Genomic DNA, 21722 nt, shown 5'->3' with positions numbered 1-21722 from the left:
CATCAAAGTAGGCACAATATCATAATGGGTCGTAAAATACGAATAAATTTGTGGTTTTTCCCAGGCCAGTACATCAAAAACGGAATATGTAATTGATAAGGAGTGTAAGCACTCGCATGGACCCAGTACCCCATATGTTCATCGTTGAACTGTTCGCCATGATCAGCTGTGATGATAACAACGGTATTTTTCAACAAATTATGGTCCTTCAGTGAATTAAGCACTTTTTGTACTTCATTATCAACGAAATAAACTGCATTATGATAACGATTAACGTAGGGTATGGGGTCTGAGTTCGGTGTTAATAAAAATCGATCACATTGCTTAACAGTAGGTTGAAAAGGTTGATAATCGGGAATCGTTTGTTCGCAATAATTATGAACAGCATCGTAAAAGAGAAAACTGAAAAAAAGTTTGTTTTTATCTCTTTTTTCCAAAAAATAATTAAACTCTTTTGTGATAGCACGATCGCGTGTAATAGAAGTGTCTCCGGCCGTACGTATAATGAGGTGTTTGACCTCATTAAAAATAGTTCTATCCAACGGAGGATAATTAAGTGGTGCACTAATAAATATCCCCGTTTGATAATGATTCTTCAACAATTGGTGGATTAACACCGGTCCGTGGCGCTGATTTAAAAATGCGCACCAATAGTTAGGTGGTATCCCGTAAAATAACGAAATGAGTCCCGGCTGAGTACAATTACCGCCACTCCAATGGTCCTGAAACTGCAACGTCTGTTTCGCAAAATGGGCAATGTGTGGTGATACAGCGTTATTCATCGCATCATAGCGCCATGCATCAATTCCGATGATTAATATATTTAATAACTTTTTTGGAGACTTGCATCGGACTGGGTGGATGGGATATTTAAGTGGATGGTTTAGTTGACGCATTTGAAAGTAAACTTCTCCCTCTGATGTGTGGATCTGTCGTATGATTGGATCCCCCGGCATAAACAATCTATAAACATCACTATAATAAGGGAGAATGCGTGCATCTTCCAAAATAATGTGATTATCAATAGGACTAAACCCATGTTGATACGTCATCTTTGTTGCGACAAACATACTACTGTAAGAAATTAAAAATGCGAGCACTAATCCACTGGCAAAAATATAACCACGATATCCTTTCTTCCCCTTGATCACTCGACGCCACACAAGCAATGCAATAATATATTCAACTATAAATGAGATAATAACGAACACAATCAGAAAGAGTTGTTCCAATGACGACAATGCAATCACTTGCAATACAGCACCAGCTTTAAAAAGTCGCAACCCTTCACTAAAGTAATGCATGTGATATAAGCCAAATGTCATGATATCAATAACTAAGATAAAAATAAGAGAAGATGTAAAAAATATCGCCAGCAGAAAAGCCAACCATCGATGAGGAAACAATGCCACTACCCCAATGACTAATAAGCAACAAAAGAAAAACATAATCGCTAATTGGGTGAAGAGGGAGGTTACTGAAAAAAGACAAGATAAAGCTATCCCGCCGCTCGTGATACCGTTCACTACGTGGAAATCCGGCAATAATGGAAGATACCCGATACCTATCACAAAAGCCAAAAGAACATTAATGAGAAAAAACCACCCCACCCAAAGACACAAAACGCGCCTAGACTTGGTTAAGCATTGAGACATACTAGGTCCTTTATCATCTAACTGTGCAGTCTGCTTCTATTATCAATGGATAAATAGAAAGACGCAAGCCATAGAGCTTATTTAAATTTTATCTAGATTTTCAAATAGCTGTACAAGCTTTGGCTATTTTAAGGTTTCATTTAAAAATGCCTCCCGATTGGCAAAATGGGATAGTATCAGCAGATGCACTAAGTTAACTCAAATTAGGTTTTACTAGGATATTTGATTAGTGTAACTATTGGTGAAGCAAATGGCGATAACTTTGATTTAAAATGAGGTGCAACGTTTCGCATGATATCACGGTTTTTAAGTGGATAGCCCATGATAATCCATCACCTTATTAATCCAACAATCATCGCTACGCGTTTGTAGTTGTAATCCAGAATTGTTGCTGGGTAATAAAGGTGGAACCGTTATAGTACGAAATAACTTGCGCTTCTATATTGGGCATATGAACGTTGTTTTGCGCATCCGAGTTTTCTTCAGCACATCCACTGATATCTAAACAACGGAGTGTAAACAAAAATAAACAATTACCTTACAGCTCTTGGGTTTTTGAGTGACCTGACGTTAAACGAAAAAAGTAATAATGATTTTACTACCGATAACGCAATACCAATGACGCTCACACCTACTATTTAATCCGAGATAATCGAGCACTACTACACCGACAAGGTATCGATAAGATGATAGAGGCGTAAAATAAATTTCATTAAAAACTAAAAAAGTGAAGTAATGGTAACCCACACTTGCCTAATCACGAACGTTAGCAATCGATAAGGGACTACAGCAAGAGGATCAAAACGGACACAAGACATACAACGACTGCCTTTAGTTTCCCCCTGTGAATATGAAAACTAACCTAGGCGTAATACCAATAATGTAGTCATTAAAAGAAACCTGCCGAAATACAGAGTAGCTATTATTCTACTATAGCTTGATTTTGACATAAGACCAAGAATAACCGAAAAATATTAAGGAAATATGAAAGAAATGCGAATGATGACTATTTTCTGACGTAGATTTATGTTATCATCAAATCCATGTTTCTCTTTAGGGGAGCATGCAGTGGATTCTAACATAGGGGGAATTATGAAAAAATTTCTAGCAGTCACCATGATGTTATTTTTTATTGTCGGTTTAGCTGCTTGTCAACAAAGCGACCAAACTAAAAAGCAATCAAATACTACGCCCAATTCTCATCAACAGCACTCTGTTGCTCCTTCTAACGAAACGCAAAAGAAAAATGAGAACAGATAGTTAGTAAGCTCTCAACTGATCTTTTTAAGAGAAAGTTTGCTTACTGCAAAGTTGATCAGGGAATCTAGGGATTTTTAAGAAATTCCCGATAAGGTTGGGAATTTCTTATTGTAGTAACCTATTTTTAAGTTCAGCGAAAATATCGTGAAGTGATAAATGTTCGATTTTATGGTGCCGACGTGTTTTGTATTCTATGGTTCCTTCATCCAAGCCTCGTTCGCTTACCACTAAGCGATGGGGTATGCCAATTAAATCCATATCAGCAAACATGACACCGGGTCGTTCTTTGCGATCATCCCAGAGTACATCATAACCTGCTTGCAATAACTCGTTATATAATTTTTCGCAGGCTTCGCGTAGGCGGTATGACTTGTGCATATTCATCGGGACTAATGCAATTAAAAAAGGTGCCATGGCCTCTGGCCAGATAATACCTCGCTCATCGTAATTCTGTTCGATGGCTGCGGCTACTGTCCGTGACACGCCAATACCATAGCATCCCATTTGCAAATAGCAATTTTTCCCTACTTTATCAATCACGGTAGCGTTCATTTTTCGGCTATATTTATCGCTGAGCTGAAAAACCTGTCCTACCTCAATGCCGCGCGTAAAATGAAGATGCCCTTTCCCATCGGGACTGAAATCGCCCTCAACCACATTGCGAATATCGGCAACCGTCTTTAGTACCACATCCCGATCCCAATTAACATTCATAAAATGAAAATTATCTTCATTTGCACCACAACAAAAATCAGCTAAATGAGCAGCGTCTCGATCTACGATATAAGGGATCGTAATATTTACAGGCCCTAAAGAGCTGAGACCAGAACCGATGATTTCTTTAATTTCTTCTTCACTCGCAAACACTAAAGGCGAAGTAACATCAGGCAAATGCTGTGCCTTCACCAGATTTAATTCGTGATCACCACGTAAAACAAGTGCGATAAAAGGCGATTCTTTTCCCTTAACAATTAATGTTTTTACACTTTTTTCAGGTATTGTCCGCACCGCGTCAGAAGTCGATATTTTTTTCATCTTAGCAACAGGTGCGGGACGTTTCCCTTCAGGAGCTTGTGCCGTTGCTTTTTCGATATTAGCAGCGTAATTGCTCCCGTCGCTATAGACGACAATATCTTCTCCCACATCCGCTAATATATGAAATTCATGTGAATAATCGCCACCGACGGTTCCGGTATCTGCCAACACCGCACGAAAATTTAATCCGAGGCGTGTAAATATTCGCACGTAAGCTTCATACATATTGTCATAGGCTAATCGCATTCCTTGTTCATCGAGATCAAAAGAATAAGCATCTTTCATTAAAAATTCTCTCGACCGCATCACACCAAAACGAGGACGAATTTCATCGCGAAATTTAGTCTGAATCTGATAAAGATTAATAGGGAGCTGTTTGTAACTGTGCAATTCCTGACGAGCAATATCTGTGACTACTTCTTCGTGTGTAGGACCAAAACAAAAATCATTTTTATGTCGATCTATAATTCTTAACAATTCTGCGCCATAAGCTTCCCATCGATTTGATTCTTTCCATAAACCAGCTGGTTGAACAATCGGCATTAATAATTCTATGGCACCACTGCGATTCATTTCTTCGCGCACAATGCTCTCCACTTTTCGCAGCACACGTAACCCGAGCGGTAACCACGTATACAAACCGCTTGCTAATTTACGCAACATGCCCGCGCGAATCATCAGCTGATGATTTACCAGCTCCGCATCAGTAGGCGTCTCTTTAACTGTGTCTAGAAAAACTGGGTGACTTTCATACACACTAAGATTCTAGCATATTTCAAATCAAACCGTTATACGAAAGGTCGTACTGACTGGGCTAAAAAACTAAATAGTTCTTGAGATAACGGTAGATATCAAAAAGCCTCATAACTAATGTTTATCAGTTTAAATTGTACAACCCAAACGACATCGATAACTACTATGCCTGTGTCATAAAGTCCAAAACCACACATAATACTCCAGCATATTTTCAAGTTGTCTCTCTCGTTTTCATTAAACATACGTAATTATGGGTACTAAACTTGTAGCCTATATATCAACGCTGTTATGAAAGATTGCAAAATAAAAGGATGGCATCCAAACCGGAATAAAGCTATAGCAAATATTTGGAAATAACCGACTATCTCCATAGGGATTTTGTAGTTATCTTCATACATTCAGCGGCGTTTTATTTAAAAGAATCCGAATTAATTGGCATCGGGGTAATAAATAAAATAAACTATCGAGGTAAAAAGCCAAATTGCTATGTCAATTTGAATAGAAAGAATCAAAATTTTTAACGGACTGGTCTTTTGTTTTAATGGCATACTCAAACCTCAAATATGAAATATGTGCCAAGCTTCGCTTGATCAGCTAAATTAACATCAAAAAAAGCTTCTGTTTTTGCTATTCATCCCATTTAAGTGTTCCTCCAGCTTGATATTCGATTACACGAGTCTCAAAGAAATTCTTTTCTTTTTTGAGATCCATCATTTCACTCATCCACGGAAAAGTATTTTTTGCGTCTGGAAATTGTTCACGCAACCCGATTTGAGCAAAACGTCGATTAGCAATATATTGTAAATAATGTTTAAACGTTGCTGCATTTAATCCTAAAATACCCCGTGGCATAGTATCTTTCGCGTATTGACATTCAAGTTCAACTCCTTCGAGAATCATTTTAATAACTTCGACTTGGAAGTCCTTAGTCCATAAATGAGGATTTTCAATTTTAATCTGATTAATCACATCGATACCAAAATTCACATGCATAGATTCATCACGCAAAATATATTGAAATTGTTCGGATGTTCCCGTCATTTTTCCACGACGACCCATTGAGAGAATTTGGGTAAACCCAACATAAAAAAAGCCCTTCAAAAACTACGTAAAAAGCAATCAAATCGCGTAATAAGCGATGATCATTTTTAAGTGTTCCCGTTTTGAAATCGGGATCAGCCAAACTGTTTGTAAAAGACAATGACCATATAGCTTTTTCAGAAACAGTTGGTAATTCTCGATACATATTGAATACTTCAGCTTCATCTAAGCCTAAACTTTCGATAATGTGCTGATAAGCATGAGTGTGTAAGGCTTCTTCGAAAGCTTGACGCAATAAATATTGGCGGCATTCGGGATTGGTAATATGTCGGTAAATAGCAAGCACTAAATTATTAGCTACCAATGAATCAGCTGTAGAAAAAACCCAGACTGCGTTTTATGATCATTCGTTCATCTGTGGTTAGTCCGTTGGGATCTTTCCATAAGGCGATATCAGCCGCCATGTTAATTTCGTTTGGCATCCAATGATTGGCACAACCAGATAAATATTTTTGCCAGGCCCATGTGTATTTAAACGGCACTAATTGATTGAGATCCGCACGGCAGTTGATGATCTTTTTGTCGTCGACTTGAATGCGAGCAGCACCCATTTCGGGTTGCTCCAAACCAGTAGCACCTCTTTGAGTCATACTGCTTTCCGACCTACTACCGTAATTTTTTTCATCTTTGATAACTTCGTTTTCCTTGAGAAATGTAGAAGCGGTTTCAGGTATTTTGTCTGAGGTTACATCGACTGCTGCAGTGCCATGATAATCTTCCCAACCTAATAAACTGCTGATTTTTTGGTAAGTCGACATGGTGATTCTCCTTTTTCGTTTAATTTATAAACCTTTAGGAAAGGTTATCTTTCTCAAATGTATATTCCCCTAAAAAATGTATTTTTTTAGCTGACACGACTCCTCCCCTGCGCCCTTAAATATAAAAGTACTGAAGATACGTAGACTTCAAAGGTTTCAACGGGCTGCTAGGAAGCAAGAGAAGTTTTTTCTCATTGACATGCTTCACAGTCAAGATCATCAATCGCACACACTTTTGCAGTGTGTTGTTCGGAAACTGCATTTAAAGTAGAATCGTGAATTGTCGCTTTTTCAGTACCTGTAGCACCCATACTGCGTAAATAATAAGTGGTTTTTAATCCACGCAACCATGCCATGCGATAAAGAACATCCAACTTTTTCCCAGATGGCTCTGCCATATATAAATTAAGAGATTGCGCCTGGTCGATCCATTTTTGTCGGCGTGATGCTGCTTCTACTAACCAGCGGGGCTCCACTTCAAAAGCGGTTGTATACAATTGTTTAAGTTCTACTGGGATGCGGTCAATTTTTTGCACACTACCATTATAATATTTAAGATCATGCGCCATCACATTGTCCCACAGATTACAGCTTTTCAGTTCTTTAACTAAATAAGGATTAATAATCGTGAATTCACCTGACAAATTCGATTTCACAAATAAATTCTGATAAGTTGGTTCGATCGATTGAGAAACACCGCAAATATTCGAAATGGTTGCAGTTGGCGCAATAGCCATGACGTTGGAATGACGCATTCCATGTGTTATTACCTGTTGTCGTAATGTATCCCAATCTAATGTCTGATCACTGTTTTGATCCAAATATTGTCCGCGACTTTGTTTCAGTAATTGAATTGAATCAATCGGTAAAATACCCTGGCTCCAAAAAGAACCTTCAAAGCTTTCATACCTTCCGCGTTCTTTCGCTAATTCCATCGAAGCCTGAATAGCATAATAGCTAATGGTTTCCATACTGTGATCAGCAAATTGTACAGCCGCTTCCGAAGCATAAGAAATTTTCCGCAAATACAGTGCATCTTGGAAACCCATTAAGCCAAGCCCAATCGGACGATGTTTAAGATTAGAATTATGCGCTTGAGGAACACTGTAATAATTAATGTCGATGACATTATCCAGCATACGAATAGCCGTTTTTATCGTGCGTGCTAATTTTTCTATGTCTAATTTTCCCTCTTTCATATGATTGACGAGATTAATACTGCCCAGATTGCAAGCTGCAATCTCGTCTCCGGATGTGTTCAGAGTGATTTCTGTACATAGGTTTGAGCTGTGAATAACGCCCACATGTTGTTGTGGAGATCGTAGATTACAAGCATCTTTGAAAGTAACCCAGGGATGGCCAGTTTCAAACAACATACTTAACATTTTTCTCCAGAGCGAAAGTGCTGAAATGGTTTTGGAGCGGACTTCGCCGCGATGTGCTTTTTCTTCATAAGTTACGTATGACTTTTCAAATGCTTTGCCAAAGCTATCATGCAATTTAGGTACTTCGTCAGGAGAAAATAAAGTCCACTCACCATTTTCAAAGACACGTTTCATAAATAAATCGGGAATCCAATTGGCGGTATTCATATCGTGTGTACGTCGACGATCATCGCCAGTATTTTTGCGTAGATCAAGAAATTCCTCTATGTCCATGTGCCATGTTTCTAGATAGGCACAAACGGCGCCTTTGCGTTTACCCCCTTGATTAACAGCGATGGCCGTTGCATCAGCAACGTTAAGGAACGGGACAACGCCTAATGATTTTCCATTCGTTCCCTTGATATAGGAGCCCATCGCTCTCACTGGTGTCCAGTCATTTCCCAAGCCACCTGCATACTTCGAAAGTAAAGCATTATCTTTTAGGGCACTGTAAATTCCATCTAAACTGTCTGGCACAGTCGTTAAAAAACAGCTCGAAAGCTGAGGGAACGTGGTGCCTGAATTGAATAACGTTGGTGTTGAACTCATGAAATCGAAAGAAGAAAGCACATCATAGAACTCAATAGCTCGTTCGGTACGCGCTTCTCCCTCGCTTTGCGCTAATCCCATGGCAACACGCATGAAAAAACTTGCGGTAGCTCAATACGAACTTGTTTTTGATGAATAAAATACCGATCATAGAGCGTTTGTAAACTAAGATAGGTAAGTTGTTGATCTCGCTCAGGTTTTAACATTGACGCCAAACGATCTAAATCGAAGATTCTTAGATTAAGATGTAAACGTTCGGTTTTGATGCCCTGCTGAATGAAAGCTCTAAATGCGGCTGGATAATAGCGTTCAATATTTTCGTGCATTAAATCATGCGCGATATAGAGGCCGCGCAACACTTCGCTGTATAAATCATATAACAGTAAACGTGCCGTGACGTACGTATAATTGGGTTCGTTTTCTATTAGTGTCCGCGCAGTCATTACAAGAGCTTTGTAAACATCTTTCAATGCAATACCGTCAAATAAATTATGGGTGGTCGCATTGAGAATTTTAGAAACATCGACATCATCTAAATTATTGCAGGCGGACTGAATGATATCCGCCATCCAAGTTTTTTCCAGGGGAATTCTATTGCCAGAATCAAGCGTGATATAAATGTCGGTACGTGGTGGCTCAATTGCTTCTTGTGCTTCACGTTGTTTGCGACGCTCTTCCCGATATAATACGTAAGCTCGTGCGACTTTCTGTAAGCCAGCATACATCAGTGCGAGCTCTACTTTATCTTGGATAGCTTCGATATGAACGTTCCCACCTGCCGGGCAGCGCTTGTAAAATAAATCGGTAATCTGATGGGTAAGGCGCGAGACAATTTCTTCCACTCGACTAGAATTTTGTGCTGTTTCTCCTTCCACTGCTAAGAAAGCTTGTTTTATTGCATTAGCAATATGAGTATCGATATATTTTACTACGCGACCATCTCGCTTAATCACACGCAATTGACCTGGTTGGGCAGTAGTACACACATCAATATCGTGAATGTCGATATTGTATGAAGCTCTTCGTTTTGTGTTTTTTATTTCCATGCGGCCTCTCCTGACAAATAAAACGGATTATAGTAGTAGTCGGTATTTGTCTGAGAACCAAATTGGTCTGCCAGCGCTCCCGATTGATTCAATCCATTGAATCTCAATATATAGGTATTCTTTCCTTGTTGGACACAACATAGTGTGTTTTAGTATGAATTGCAAGTAGAGTAACATGTGTACAAGATGTGGATAACATACTCTCATAGTGGGTTCCCCGAATAGTAGACAAATAGAACCAATAGTGCATCATCCGCTTCGTCGTAGCTTGATCTTTTCTCTCAAGCCCTGTTCAGCTTCCTATGGGTTCGGGCAAGGGTCTGAATGAAGACCTGGAGTCTGCTATTTAATATTGAAACAATGAGTTAAGATAGTAAACGGTGCAATCATTGGAAAATACGAATTCTGATCGGGCATTCATATAGTTATTGTGTAGTCATTGTAAACTAACAAGGGAACTGTTTTTAGGATGTCAGATAAAGCAACCTAATATGTGGGAATTTCCTTAATGGGTCCGACCTTCCTGAGAAACCATCACTCGGGAGCTAGTTGAAGAGATTTTGGATTAAAAAGCTTTAACACATTATTTTTCTCCGACAGATACGTTGTTGGCTGAATTATAGTCTTCCAAAAAGTTGGTCGTTGATTAATTAAGTTGCCATTATTTAAGCAGAATTTAAGCAGAAGCAAAAATGGTTTTTATTATGCAGTGGTAGGGATGATAGCTATATCCCTTTAAATCATTTAGAGAAGCCAGAATTTAAAAGCCAGCAGTTTGAGTAGATTATTCGTATCTGAAAACATGTAGGCAAACTCAAATGCGACGTTTACCAAACATAATCATAAGAGTTTGCGGGAGACCTTTCGATAATGTTGAAAATTCTTCGCCAAATCACTCAAGAAGTCAATGCAGCTCTGAGTTTGGAGGAAGCGCTGTCGCTCGTTGTTAAGCGACTTTGCGAAAAATTACCTGCCGATGCCTGCAGTATTTTTATTTGTGATGATGTGCATGGCGAATATGTATTAATGGCAACACAAGGACTGAATGTCAAACAAGTGGGAAAGGCGAGATTGAAATTTGGAGAAGGACTAATTGGACTGATTGGGGAGCGTGAGGAACCAATTAATTTAGCAGACGCGCCGTTGCATCTTAGTTATAAACATCGTGCTGAATTGGGAGAAGAAGAGTTTCATGGATTTTTAGGAATTCCTATTATCGAACAAGGGGAATTGTTAGGAATATTAATAGTTCAGCAGTGTGAGAGTCATAATTTTGCTGAGGAAGAAGAAGCATTTTGTGTGACTTTAGCAATTCATTTAGCTGCAGAAATTGCTCATGCGCGCGCCAAGGGGGCATTAGAACAACTCAGCGGACAAAAACGACGACGCAAAAAAACGGAGACGGTTTTATCGGGTGTACCTAGCTCTTCAGGAGTTGCGATCGGTATAGCTATGATTGTTTATCCGCCAGCCGATTTAGACGCAGTTCCCGATCAGGAAATTACTAATATTAGTGCCGAGATTTCGGATTTTGAAACGGCGCTTGCTGCTGCACGTGATGAAATTCATACGTTGCGGATGCGTGCAAAAAGTTCTTTAAGCGTGGCGGAGAATGCATTGTTTGATGCTTATCTTCGTCTTTTAGATAGTCGAACGTTTGTTAACGAAGTTATTGCTGAAATTAAAAATGGTCAATGGGCACAGGGTGCATTAAAACACGTTATAAAAAAACAGGTGTTGCATTTTGAATCTTTAGAAGATCCTTATTTGCGCGAACGGGCAGCTGATTTTCGTGATTTAGGTCGACGTGTTCTAGCTCATTTGCAACTTAGTAAGCAAGAAGAACTAGAATATCCTAAAAATATGATTTTAGTGAGCGAAGAAGTAACGGCAACGTCGCTGATTGAAGTTCCTCTAGAGCGTTTACGCGGAGTAATATCGGGAACAGGGTCGAGTAATTCGCATGTAGCCATTTTAGCGCGCGCATTGGGTTTGCCGGCAGTGATGGGTGTGCGTGGAACTCCTCTTTTTAAATTATCAAATCAGGAATTAATCGTTGATGGCTATAACGGTCAAATTTATCTTTCCCCTTCTTTAGAAATCAAAAGGGAATTTAAGGTACTGGCTGAAGAAGAGCAACAACTCGACGAAGAATTGCAAACATTGCGTGATTTACCAGCAGAAACAATGGATGGGCATGCATTGGCATTATATGTAAATGCCGGTCTTGCTATTGAAGGAGGATTATCACTAAGTGTTGGGGCTGAAGGCGTTGGTTTATATCGCACAGAAATGCCATTTATGATTCGTGAACGCTTTCCTAGTGAAGAAGAGCAACGTATTATGTACCGTCAGCTGCTCAATACTTTCGCACCACGTCCCGTGATTATGCGCACATTAGATATCGGTGGTGATAAAGCGTTACCTTATTTTTCAGTAAAAGAAGACAATCCTTTTTTGGGATGGCGGGGTATTAGGGTTACTTTAGATCATCCTGAAATTTTCTTGCAGCAAGTACGTGCGATGTTACATGCAAGTGAGGGGCTAAATAATTTATCTTTGTTATTACCAATGATCACGTCAGTCAACGAAGTCGAGACAGCACTTCGTATGATTAATCAGGCGCATGATGAATTAATCGAAGAAGGAGTAGGTGTTGAGTTGCCTTCGCTTGGGTTAATGATTGAAGTTCCTGCAGCGGTTTATCAAGCTTATGAATTAGCGAGGCGAGTGGATTTTTTATCGGTGGGAAGTAATGATTTAATTCAGTATTTACTAGCAGTTGATCGCAATAATCCGCGGGTATCTAACCTTTATGACGGGTTACACCCGGCTGTTTTGCAGGCTTTAAAGTTAGTGGTAAAAGCGGGGCATAAAGCGGGGAAGCCGGTTAGCCTTTGTGGAGAGATGGCTGGAGATCCGTTGGCGGTTGTTTTGTTATTAGCAATGGGATTTGATATGTTGAGTATGAGTGCGCGGATTTTGCCACGCATTAAATGGGTGATTCGTAATTTCTCGATGAAAAAAGCGAAAGAGTTGCTGGAAGAGATGTTGAAAATGGATGACCCTAAAGATATTCGTTTACATCTAGAAAATGCACTTGAAAAAGCTGGATTAGGTGGATTAATTCGCGCCGGTCGCTAAAGGGTTAAAAAAATAGCAATCTTAATTATTCTGTGTTTTGCGCTGCAGTTGAAGATTGGCCTTCTGTCGCCCCATTTTTATGAATCAGAGACAAAACAGGCCTTTTGCTTAGGTCATATTTCAATAATTTCTTCAAATATTTCAAAATAAGGAAGTAGAGCTGTTGCAGAAATAAGTTTTATAAATTCTGATCAGGAAGCATTTTCTAAAATAAATTTCTTACTAAATAAATTTCTTACTATTTGATAAATGATAAAAATGGAAAATTTCTGGTCATTAATAACTACTATCCTTGATTTCGATCGTTTACGTGATGCAGTTTTCTCTCTAAATAAAGGAACCAATTTTAACTGTAGCAATAATTATTTTAATCCACGTGCCTTTAAGTAGATAATATTCATAACCTATTCTTTAAAGTATATTTCCTAATCAGCATGATTCCCTATAAATAGTCGTTAAGCGTTAACTGATTTGTGGAAAGGATGTTGTTGTTTCTATAAGAATACCTATTTAATTAGGTATAAATAGAGAGTGCAATTAAAACAATCAGCGTTTTACAGCATTTTGTTTGCAACAACTTTCTATCGTTTTAATATTCGGAACTCATATAAAGAAAATACGTTCCGCCGATGATTGCTCGCCAAAATGCTTGATCCAGGGTGCACTAATGTTATCAGTAAATTTTTCTTCTTCTCCTATTGGGGAAAGGAATGCTCCTATAAATAGGGTATTGCGGTAGTAAATAAAAAGTGTTTAAGGTACACGTTAGAATTTAAACAGAACTACATGATCATTGCCCTATTTTCTGTTAAGTGCCAAATTGAAAAATCAAATGCAATTTGATGTTGTAGTGCCAATGTACTTATTCGCTTCTTCTAAGTGGGGCTGTATTAAGTTGCGAAAACGGATGGTCGATATAATTCAGCAGAAAAATTTGCTTTTACGGTTCCAGATCATACTTCCTAACGCGTACCTTGCCTCAGGTCAGGAACAAAACACCTTGTCCACCCAAGATATTGTCTCTTGGGTGGATATTAAAAGTACTTATAGTCGTCTTATCGTTCTCCGTACCGCACTATTTGTAACTCGCACCTATTTTGGCATGAGTAATGAATCTTTCAACCGTGCTTTTAAAGAGAACAATTCGTTATGCTGAATGAAATGTCTAGCTTTACAGAGGAACCATATGCTAGCTGATTTAGGCGAACGAAGCGATCTCTATTTTTTCTCATTTATCTTCTATATACTTTCGCACATGATTGATTATCCGCAAATTGATCCGATCGCTTTCCGGTTTGGACCTATTAAAGTCCATTGGTATGGCCTTATGTATTTTGTTGGATTTACGATGGCGTGGTTTCTTAGTTTATGTCGGATGCGACAGTCGAATCAAAAATGGACTTCGCAGCAGGTAGGAGATCTAGTGTTTTATTGTATGTTGGGAATCATTGTTGGTGGGCGTTTTGGATATATGCTTTTTTATGATTTCTCCGATTTTATAGCAAATCCGGTGATAGTTTTTCAAGTGTGGTGCGGAGGTATGTCGTTTCATGGTGGGTTGATTGGGGTGGCTGTAGCCGCTTGGATTTTTAGCCGGCGTACGGGAAAACATTGGATAGATATAGCTGACTTTATAGTTCCATTGGTACCTCTGGGCCTAGCCGCTGGGCGCATTGGAAATTTTATCAATGGGGAATTATGGGGACGGGTGACAAAGGTGCCTTGGGGGATGGTGTTTCCAGAGGGCGGGCCCTTGCCGCGTCATCCTTCTCAGATTTATGAATTTTTACTGGAAGGCATACTTCTGTTTATTATTGTATGGTGGTTTTCTTCTAAGATTCGACCACGGCTTGCGGTAGTGGGTTTATTTTCCCTGTGTTATGGGATATTTCGCTTTACGGCGGAATTTTTTCGACAACCAGATCAACAGCTAGGGTTTGTAGCATGGGGTTGGCTCACTCGGGGACAAGAATTATCATTACCAATGATTATTGGTGGTGCCTTTATGCTATGGTGGGCGTATCAAGGCAAGGAACGTTAGAATATTTAAACAATTTTGATTCTGATTTTTGTTGGTTCACCAAGCGAATCGCCATACCACTTATTATGGTAGTAGGAATTTAGGTGCCAGTATCTTGTTGCTTTAGTTGATTGATTAACGAAGATGATGATAGCAAAATGGTATATGCTGCCATTAAATGTACTTTCTGAATTCAGTTGGTAGCTAAGTTTAGATGAAACAATATCTCGAATTTTTAAATTTTATTCTTAACTACGGAGTCGATAAGACCGATCGAACGGGTACGGGCACACTTAGCGTGTTTAGCTATGAAATGCGATTTAATTTACGAGATGGATTTCCGTTGATGACCACTAAAAAATCCATCTGAAGAGCATGATTTATGAATTACTTTGGTTTTTGAGGGGCGATACGAATATTCGTTATTTACATAATCATGGTGTGACTATTTGGGATGAGTGGGCTGATAAAAAAGGTGACTTAGGTCCTATTTATGGGAAACAGTGGCGTCACTGGGAGTGTGTTGACGGACGTGTTATTGATCAACTGCAGGAATTGATTCAGAACATAAAAGCGAATCCGGATTCTCGACGATTAATTGTCAATGCATGGAATGTTGGTGAGCTGGATCAAATGGCATTGCCGCCTTGCCATCTGCTTTTTCAATTTTACGTCGTAAATGGTTTGCTTTCTTGTAAATTGACTCAACGTTCAGCTGACGCATTTTTAGGCGTGCCTTTTAATATCACTTCTTATTCGTTATTAACGCATATGATTGCTCAACAGTGCGATTTGGATGTAGGTGAATTTATTTGGTCTGGGGGAGATTGTCACATTTATAATGACCACCAAACTCAAGTTAAAGAACAATTATCTAGACAGCCCTGTCAATTACCCCAATTAATCATCAAGCGAAAACCTGCGTCATTATTCAATTACGATTTTTCAGATTTTGAGATAATTGGTTATAACCACCATCCGCCAATTAAGGCTCCTGTGGCAGTTTAACTTGAATTAAAAACTAAACCCATACTATTTCTCCTTTAAAGGATTGATTTTTAATTTTATTTAATTTTCTGCTGTAGGATTTCCTTTAACGTTAAAGGAAATTTCCATAGTTTTTCAGTCAGATTTTGAATTGGCGTGCAATCCTTGGAGCATTAATAAAGCTTCATATAATTGATAGTCCTTTTTCGCTAGTCGTAGTTGTATGTGTAACAATTTTTTTCTTCTTCTATTTTTATCCCGTTTTTTTCGATAGTATGTCGTTCAGCAAATGATTTTGGAAATTTGCTTCATCGACAGTTAAACCAAGCTCAACGGGTTGCACTTTGAGCTCTGGTACAGTGACATTCGGAATAATGCCCTGTGCCTGGATTTCGCGACCTGCAGGTGTGTAATACAAGGCCGTGGTTAATTTAATAGCCTCGTTATTGCCAATTGGCAACACCGTTTGTACCGATCCTTTTCCAAAGCTGGGAGTACCAATGATAATCGCGCGTTTATAATCCTGTAAGGCGCCCGCTACAATTTCCGATGCAGAAGCAGAGCCGCTATTAATGAGGACTACCATCGGTGTGTTAGGAATCACGTCACTACCGCTAGCTTTAATACGAATATCAGCACCTGGTACTCGACCCTTGGTGTACACAATATAATCTTGATATTTATGTGTTTTGTCGGCATTTAGAAAACTGTCAGCTACTTCGGCGCCCACGTTCAATAATCCACCTGGATTATTACGTAAGTCTAGTACCAGTCCATTCAGATGCCCATCCGCTTCTTTTTCAGTTGATCAATGGCGCTGCGAAGTTGTTTTTTTACAGGCCCCTGGAAGAAAGTAATACGAATATATCCATACCCTGGCTCGAGCATTTTGCTCTTCACGCTGATCAAGTGAATAGGTTCGCGCTTAATATTAAAAATCAGCGGCTTATTAATTCCTGTTCTCAGTATGGTTAGCTTAAGCATTGTATCCTTCCTACCTTTAATGCGACTCACGGCTTCAGGAAGACTTATATTCTGAATCAATTGATCATTTATTTTAATTATGTAATCATTAGGTTTTATGCCTGTACAAGCAGCAGGAGAGCCATCTAATGGACTGATGACTTTTAAAATTCCATCTTTGGATATGGTAAGTTCGACACCCACACCGATAAATTCTCCGGAAATTGTGGTTTTTAGTTCTTTTAAGTCATTAGCATCGAGATAACTTGAATGTGGATCAAGGCTGGAAATCATGTCACTAATGGCATCGTTAAATAGTTTTTCGTTGCTGACATTCTTGATATAGTAGTGGTGAATCAACGCAATGGCCGTCACAAATCGTTGCACATCTTTTTTGGCAGTTGGTTATCTTGCATGTTAATTTGCACAGGTACTAGTAAGTTCAATACAGCATGATCGGAAATCGCCAGTATAACGGTGAAACCCAGATTCGCTATAACAGCCGCAGTTGTTGTTACTATCTTTTTCATTATATCTCGTAAATTCATTTACCCTTTCTCCTCATACACCATTTCGATGTATTCAGCGGCTAGTATCGTGCGAATTACAAAGTTAAGAGCCGGTTTCTTGTGCCGCTTCTTCACAATATAGACCACCACAATTCAGTCATCTTTTACCTTCATCGCATTTTAAATTGTGATTACATCCATAAACAATGTCATATAATCATGTCCATGACTGATAATCAATAACCCGTATCTAGCCATTTAGCGAAGCCTGCCTTGCCACTTACAACAACCCCGTGGACAACCCCGTGGACAACCCCGTGGACAACCCCGTGGACAGGTGCTCTTTGTATTGCGGTGAATGCCGTGTAATTCCGTGTTCCTATTTGGGCTAGCTTTAATTCATAAGAGTGCTCAAATTGATGGCGCTAGGCGCTAGGCGCTATACCTGAGAATAGGCTATATGGGATTACAGTGAGGAATTCTGAATGAAGTTTAGAAAAATTCTGTTTGTTTCGGTTTCAGCGCGGCTTCATTCTAGGTGCATTAGAGGAATTACTCGAATGCACGTTTATTATCGAGAAGTTTGGTGAGGCATTAGCTTTTAGTTTGAATTTCTTGGTTGAGATTTGTAAGCAATAGTTTGCATTTCTATTTTCATTTAATTAGTTTGCAATTCTGACAAGTTAGTTTGGAGATCGTCAGTGGGGCAACTAAGGTAATAATATAAAAAGACGGAAAATTCTAAAATCGTTATCGCTTTAGCTCAGAATAAGTTTCAGATCTAATTTGTTCCATTGGTATATTTGTAAGCTGTTATTTTTTTTGATAGGCTAGCTGAAATTTTTCTTAAAGTGACTTTGTTCAAGTTTTCTAAAGCTTTCGGATCTGTGGACCCAGCGGAAGGCTTATGTTAGCAGACTTAAGTTTTGAAAAGCCTAAGTGAAAAAGGTCCTCAATTTTATTTCAAAGTAATCAAATTGCGCCCTGTCATTTCAGCGGGCTTTTCCAATCCCATAAGATAAAGCAAAATTGGTGCTACATCATCCAACGAACCTGTGCTTTTTTGGAATTGCGCTCGCCTACCTACGTAGATTAATGGAACCGGATTGTTGGTGTGTGTTGTGTGAGGTTGATTAGTTTTTTCATCAAACATTTTTTCTACATTCCCATGATCGGCCGTAATTAGCACTTCACCGCCGACGGATTGAAGCGCTGTGATAACTCGTTTCAGACTGTGATCAATGGTCTGAATAGCAGCTTTTGCAGCTGATTCATTACCCGTATGACCAACCATATCCGGATTAGCAAAATTACAGACGATTAGATCATAATTTTTACCCTTAATAATTTCTACCAATTTATCAGTCAATTCAACAGCACTCATTTCCGGTTTAAGATCGTAGGTAGTGACTTTTGGTGAGGGAATTAACAAGCGATCTTCGCCAGGGAAAGGCTCCTCCTTTCCACCATTAAAAAAATAAGTGACGTGGGCATATTTTTCTGTTTCTGCAATACGCAGTTGACGATAACCAAGCGTTGATAAATATTCGCCAAGGGTATTATTTAAATTCAGGGGGGAAGGCAACAGCGGTGTCTATGCTCTTCGAATATGCTGTGAGTGTTACTAAACAAGCTAAATCGGGTAGGATATTTCTATTAAAGGCAATAAAATCTTTATCGGTTAAGGCATGTGTCAATTGTCGGGCACGATCCGCACGGAAGTTCATAAAAATGACAGCATCACCATCTTGGATTTTGGTGGATATTTCACTTTCATAGTGAATACTAGTTGGTTCTATAAATTCATCTGTCTCATCATGTTTATAGGCCAACGCCAGCGCTTCTTTTGCCGTTGCGGCATGATGTTTAGCAGTCCCCTGCGTTAATAAATTATAAGCTTTTTCCGTCCGATCCCAACGTCTATCGCGGTCCATGGCATAATAGCGGCCAATTAGAGATGCTATTTTTCCATGGCCATATTTAGTATATTGATGCTGAATCTTTTTAATTGATTCCAAAGCGGATTTCGGAGGGGTATCTCGTCCATCCAGGATAGCATGTAAGTAATTTTTTTAATCCCCTGTCGGTAAACTAACTCAATAATTGCGGCAATTTGATTATCATGGCTGTGTACACCGCCTGGTGATAATAATCCGATAATGTGCACAGTTTTATTATTTTCTCTAGCTTTCTTAATAGCATTAATTAAGACGGGATTTTTATAAAAATCACCGTTTGCAATAGCCATATCAATGCGCGTTAAATCTTGTGGCACTTTTCGTCCTGAGCCAATATGAAGATGTCCTACTTCAGAATTACCCATTTGTCCGTCCGGCAGGCCTACTACCTCACCGGAGGCTCCAAGTGAAATATGGGGATAATGCGATACCAAATCATCCCACATTGGTGTATCAGCTAATTTAATAGCATTGTGCAATGCTTCTTCGCTCTCCCCGAATCCGTCAAGAATGATAAGTACCATTGGTTTGGAATGAATTTTTTGGTTGGTTTTAGTCATTATAGTGTCTTGATAATTTGCTGTATTTAAGGTCATGCATTTAGATCAATTCCTAAATAAAATTGAGGAACCTATCTTACTATGCTTTTATTCAGTTTTATATTTTAATTACTTTATTTTTAAGAATTGCAACGAGAGGTTTAGCTTCTAATGTTGCATCGTTAAGAGAAATTGATGGAGTTATACAATCTTTTAAAGAATTGTAAGAAAATGCAATTATTTCAATTTCATCACAGTTTAATCTTAAGGAGCATGTTTATTGAATCACGGGCGAAGTTTCCCCTACAAAGAACTGTGATCGCTCTTTGCAGCAGCTATTGAAATGGTTAAATCGCTAAAATTTGTTCAGTGATTTTCTCAATATGGTAGAGTTTCACATTTTTAGCTAGGCTATTATTAACGAGTTACAGTGAAGAGCTTCCTCAGAAAAAACTTAAAAATGCTTTTTTTATTCTGACTAATCATATGCATTGTCTATCAAAATAAGCAAGATGCTTTCAGAAAGAAAAATTATTGTAACTGATTGAGCTATGATGTTTTAAATATAAAATTCTTCAAGTATTCCGAAGGGGTTTTTACAAACTAAAATAAGACTAATACTTACAATTCATACTCAGATTTACAACTTGAAGCACGGATTTAGGAAGAAGAATGAATTCCTTAATGAATAAAAAATAAAACGATTGTAGTTTGTCAAACTACTTAAATACGGTTTTTCCTAGAGATTCGTATTCTGGGTATTGGAGGACGATAACAGATTGGATTGTTTATTTATTACAGCCAAAGTTGTCGCTGGTGTTTCTATTCTGTTAGAAAGTACGAAAATTTATTTATTTTTTATTTCTGAAATAATAGCTCAAATTAGGGATATATTTTATGAAAAAAATTAGAAAAATTATATGTGAGGGGCACTACTGAGTTTTTTGAAAAAGCTAATCATGAAAAGCTAATCATTCAGCACTCCGTTATCTTTAAATTAATTCTGCGATTCGAGAGATTACTGCGGGATTACTTATGATTAACATGATGTATTAACTGAAAAATCAAACAGAGCTCCCTTAGCATCAGATATATACTTGCTCGCCTCGAGTAATTTTGAGATATGACTTTCAACTATCGTAACAGATCTTGATAAGTTAAAGAAATTGCTGACGAATTGCTGTATTTTTTTAGTCCAGCAGAGCATTTTGAATTCTAAAAATATAATGTTGTAAGAGCTTTTTCAAAATTGTTAAAACAATAATCTCATCAGACTACTAGAGAGTTGAAGAGTTTAACCATGGAATATCATCTCTAAGCTGTTCGAAAAAAATTTTTAAGAAGATGGGGATTTCATTTTCAAGATTTCCATTGTCTGGATAAGATTTGTCTCTCGATTTTAAATTTAAGAATAAATATGATAGAGAATAAGGGAATTTTTTATACGCAGAGCACAACAGTAATTGAAAAGCTATGCATTATAGATTTAAGGGTTAAGCAAGACGAAGTCATGCAATCTTCTTTGTTCAAATTTTTAGAGTAGTCTGATAAGAAACTGGGAACTAGAAAGATACTCTCCTTTATCAGGCGTACCAAGCGACCGCCAAACAGTTGAGTTCAAATAGAAAAATGAATAGGATTTTTATATTGGAAACAATGAGAAAGAGTAATTTCCTTATCGTTTGATTTTCAAGATAAAGCTATTATTTACTTCGAGAGACTAATTAAAAGACCTTCATCGGCGTTAACTTCGTCTGCATTTTCGTTGTGATAATGAAAAACAATGGGCTTGGTAAGATTGCTGTGCGCTCTCCAATAACAAGAAAAGAAGTAATTTCCTTGAATTTTGATATTGGGAATTTTTTATGTCTTTGATGAACCTTGATCGGAATAGTTAGCATACCGTAAACTTCCAAATAGAAATTTACTAAACGATAAAACTACAGAGCGAATTCAAAAGATAGTTACCTCAGACTTAAAGTATCACCAGAGGAAATAGCTTTTTCCAATTTTCTTAT

Annotated in this window: 6 protein-coding genes and 5 pseudogenes; 4 read left to right on the top strand and 7 right to left on the bottom strand. The window is 38.3% G+C overall.

Features of this window, described 5'->3' with window-relative positions:
* Window positions 1-2: 2 nt before the first annotated feature.
* Entirely contained in the window at window positions 3-1580 is a 1578-nt protein-coding gene (locus LG660_RS02985) for a sulfatase-like hydrolase/transferase (protein ID WP_258267237.1), read from the bottom strand.
* 1167 nt (window positions 1581-2747) lie between these two features.
* Between LG660_RS02985 and LG660_RS02980 the strand changes: the two genes are divergently transcribed.
* Entirely contained in the window at window positions 2748-2915 is a 168-nt protein-coding gene (locus LG660_RS02980; protein WP_258267236.1) for a hypothetical protein, read from the top strand.
* A gap of 105 nt (window positions 2916-3020) precedes the next feature.
* Here the strand turns inward: LG660_RS02980 and LG660_RS02975 are convergent.
* The 3 pseudogenes from LG660_RS02975 to LG660_RS02965 all read right to left on the bottom strand — a co-directional run bounded on the left by LG660_RS02975 (window position 3021) and on the right by LG660_RS02965 (window position 9545).
* Window positions 3021-4708: pseudogene (locus LG660_RS02975) on the bottom strand (proline--tRNA ligase).
* Between the two features lie 625 nt (window positions 4709-5333).
* Window positions 5334-6397 (bottom strand): annotated as a pseudogene (locus LG660_RS02970) (ribonucleotide-diphosphate reductase subunit beta).
* A gap of 359 nt (window positions 6398-6756) precedes the next feature.
* Window positions 6757-9545, bottom strand: a pseudogene (locus LG660_RS02965) (ribonucleoside-diphosphate reductase subunit alpha).
* Window positions 9546-10454: 909 nt separating this feature from the next.
* Between LG660_RS02965 and ptsP the strand changes: the two are divergent.
* The 3 genes and pseudogenes from ptsP to thyA all read left to right on the top strand — a co-directional run bounded on the left by ptsP (window position 10455) and on the right by thyA (window position 15756).
* Complete coding sequence (gene ptsP / locus LG660_RS02960) at window positions 10455-12728, top strand: phosphoenolpyruvate--protein phosphotransferase (RefSeq protein ID WP_258267234.1); 2274 nt, start codon at window positions 10455-10457, stop codon at window positions 12726-12728.
* A gap of 1255 nt (window positions 12729-13983) precedes the next feature.
* Window positions 13984-14769 carry a prolipoprotein diacylglyceryl transferase gene (lgt, locus tag LG660_RS02955; protein WP_258267233.1) on the top strand — a complete coding sequence of 262 codons (786 nt, stop codon included), beginning with the start codon at window positions 13984-13986 and terminating at the stop codon, window positions 14767-14769.
* Between the two features lie 193 nt (window positions 14770-14962).
* Window positions 14963-15756 (top strand): annotated as a pseudogene (thyA, locus tag LG660_RS02950) (thymidylate synthase).
* A gap of 232 nt (window positions 15757-15988) precedes the next feature.
* Here the strand turns inward: thyA and LG660_RS02945 are convergent.
* The 3 genes and pseudogenes from LG660_RS02945 to gpmI all read right to left on the bottom strand — a co-directional run bounded on the left by LG660_RS02945 (window position 15989) and on the right by gpmI (window position 19725).
* A complete protein-coding gene (locus LG660_RS02945; RefSeq protein WP_258267232.1) occupies window positions 15989-16465 on the bottom strand; it encodes a S41 family peptidase in 477 nt (158 codons plus the stop codon).
* A gap of 47 nt (window positions 16466-16512) precedes the next feature.
* Window positions 16513-17085 (bottom strand): S41 family peptidase, encoded by a 573-nt coding sequence (locus tag LG660_RS02940; RefSeq protein ID WP_258267231.1) that lies wholly within the window; start codon window positions 17083-17085, stop codon window positions 16513-16515.
* Window positions 17086-18165: 1080 nt separating this feature from the next.
* Window positions 18166-19725: pseudogene (gene gpmI, locus LG660_RS02935) on the bottom strand (2,3-bisphosphoglycerate-independent phosphoglycerate mutase).
* Window positions 19726-21722: the final 1997 nt, after the last annotated feature.

The sequence above is a fragment of the Coxiella-like endosymbiont genome, from assembly GCF_024730665.1.
GTDB lineage: Bacteria > Pseudomonadota > Gammaproteobacteria > Coxiellales > Coxiellaceae > Coxiella.
This window is presented reverse-complemented; position numbering and strand designations above follow the sequence as displayed.

Coding starts and splice junctions, on each gene's coding strand:
- LG660_RS02980 (WP_258267236.1), top strand. CDS start 2,748: ATGAAAAAATTTCTAGCAGTCACCATGATGTTATTTTTTATTGTCGGT.
- ptsP (WP_258267234.1), top strand. CDS start 10,455: ATGTTGAAAATTCTTCGCCAAATCACTCAAGAAGTCAATGCAGCTCTG.
- lgt (WP_258267233.1), top strand. CDS start 13,984: ATGATTGATTATCCGCAAATTGATCCGATCGCTTTCCGGTTTGGACCT.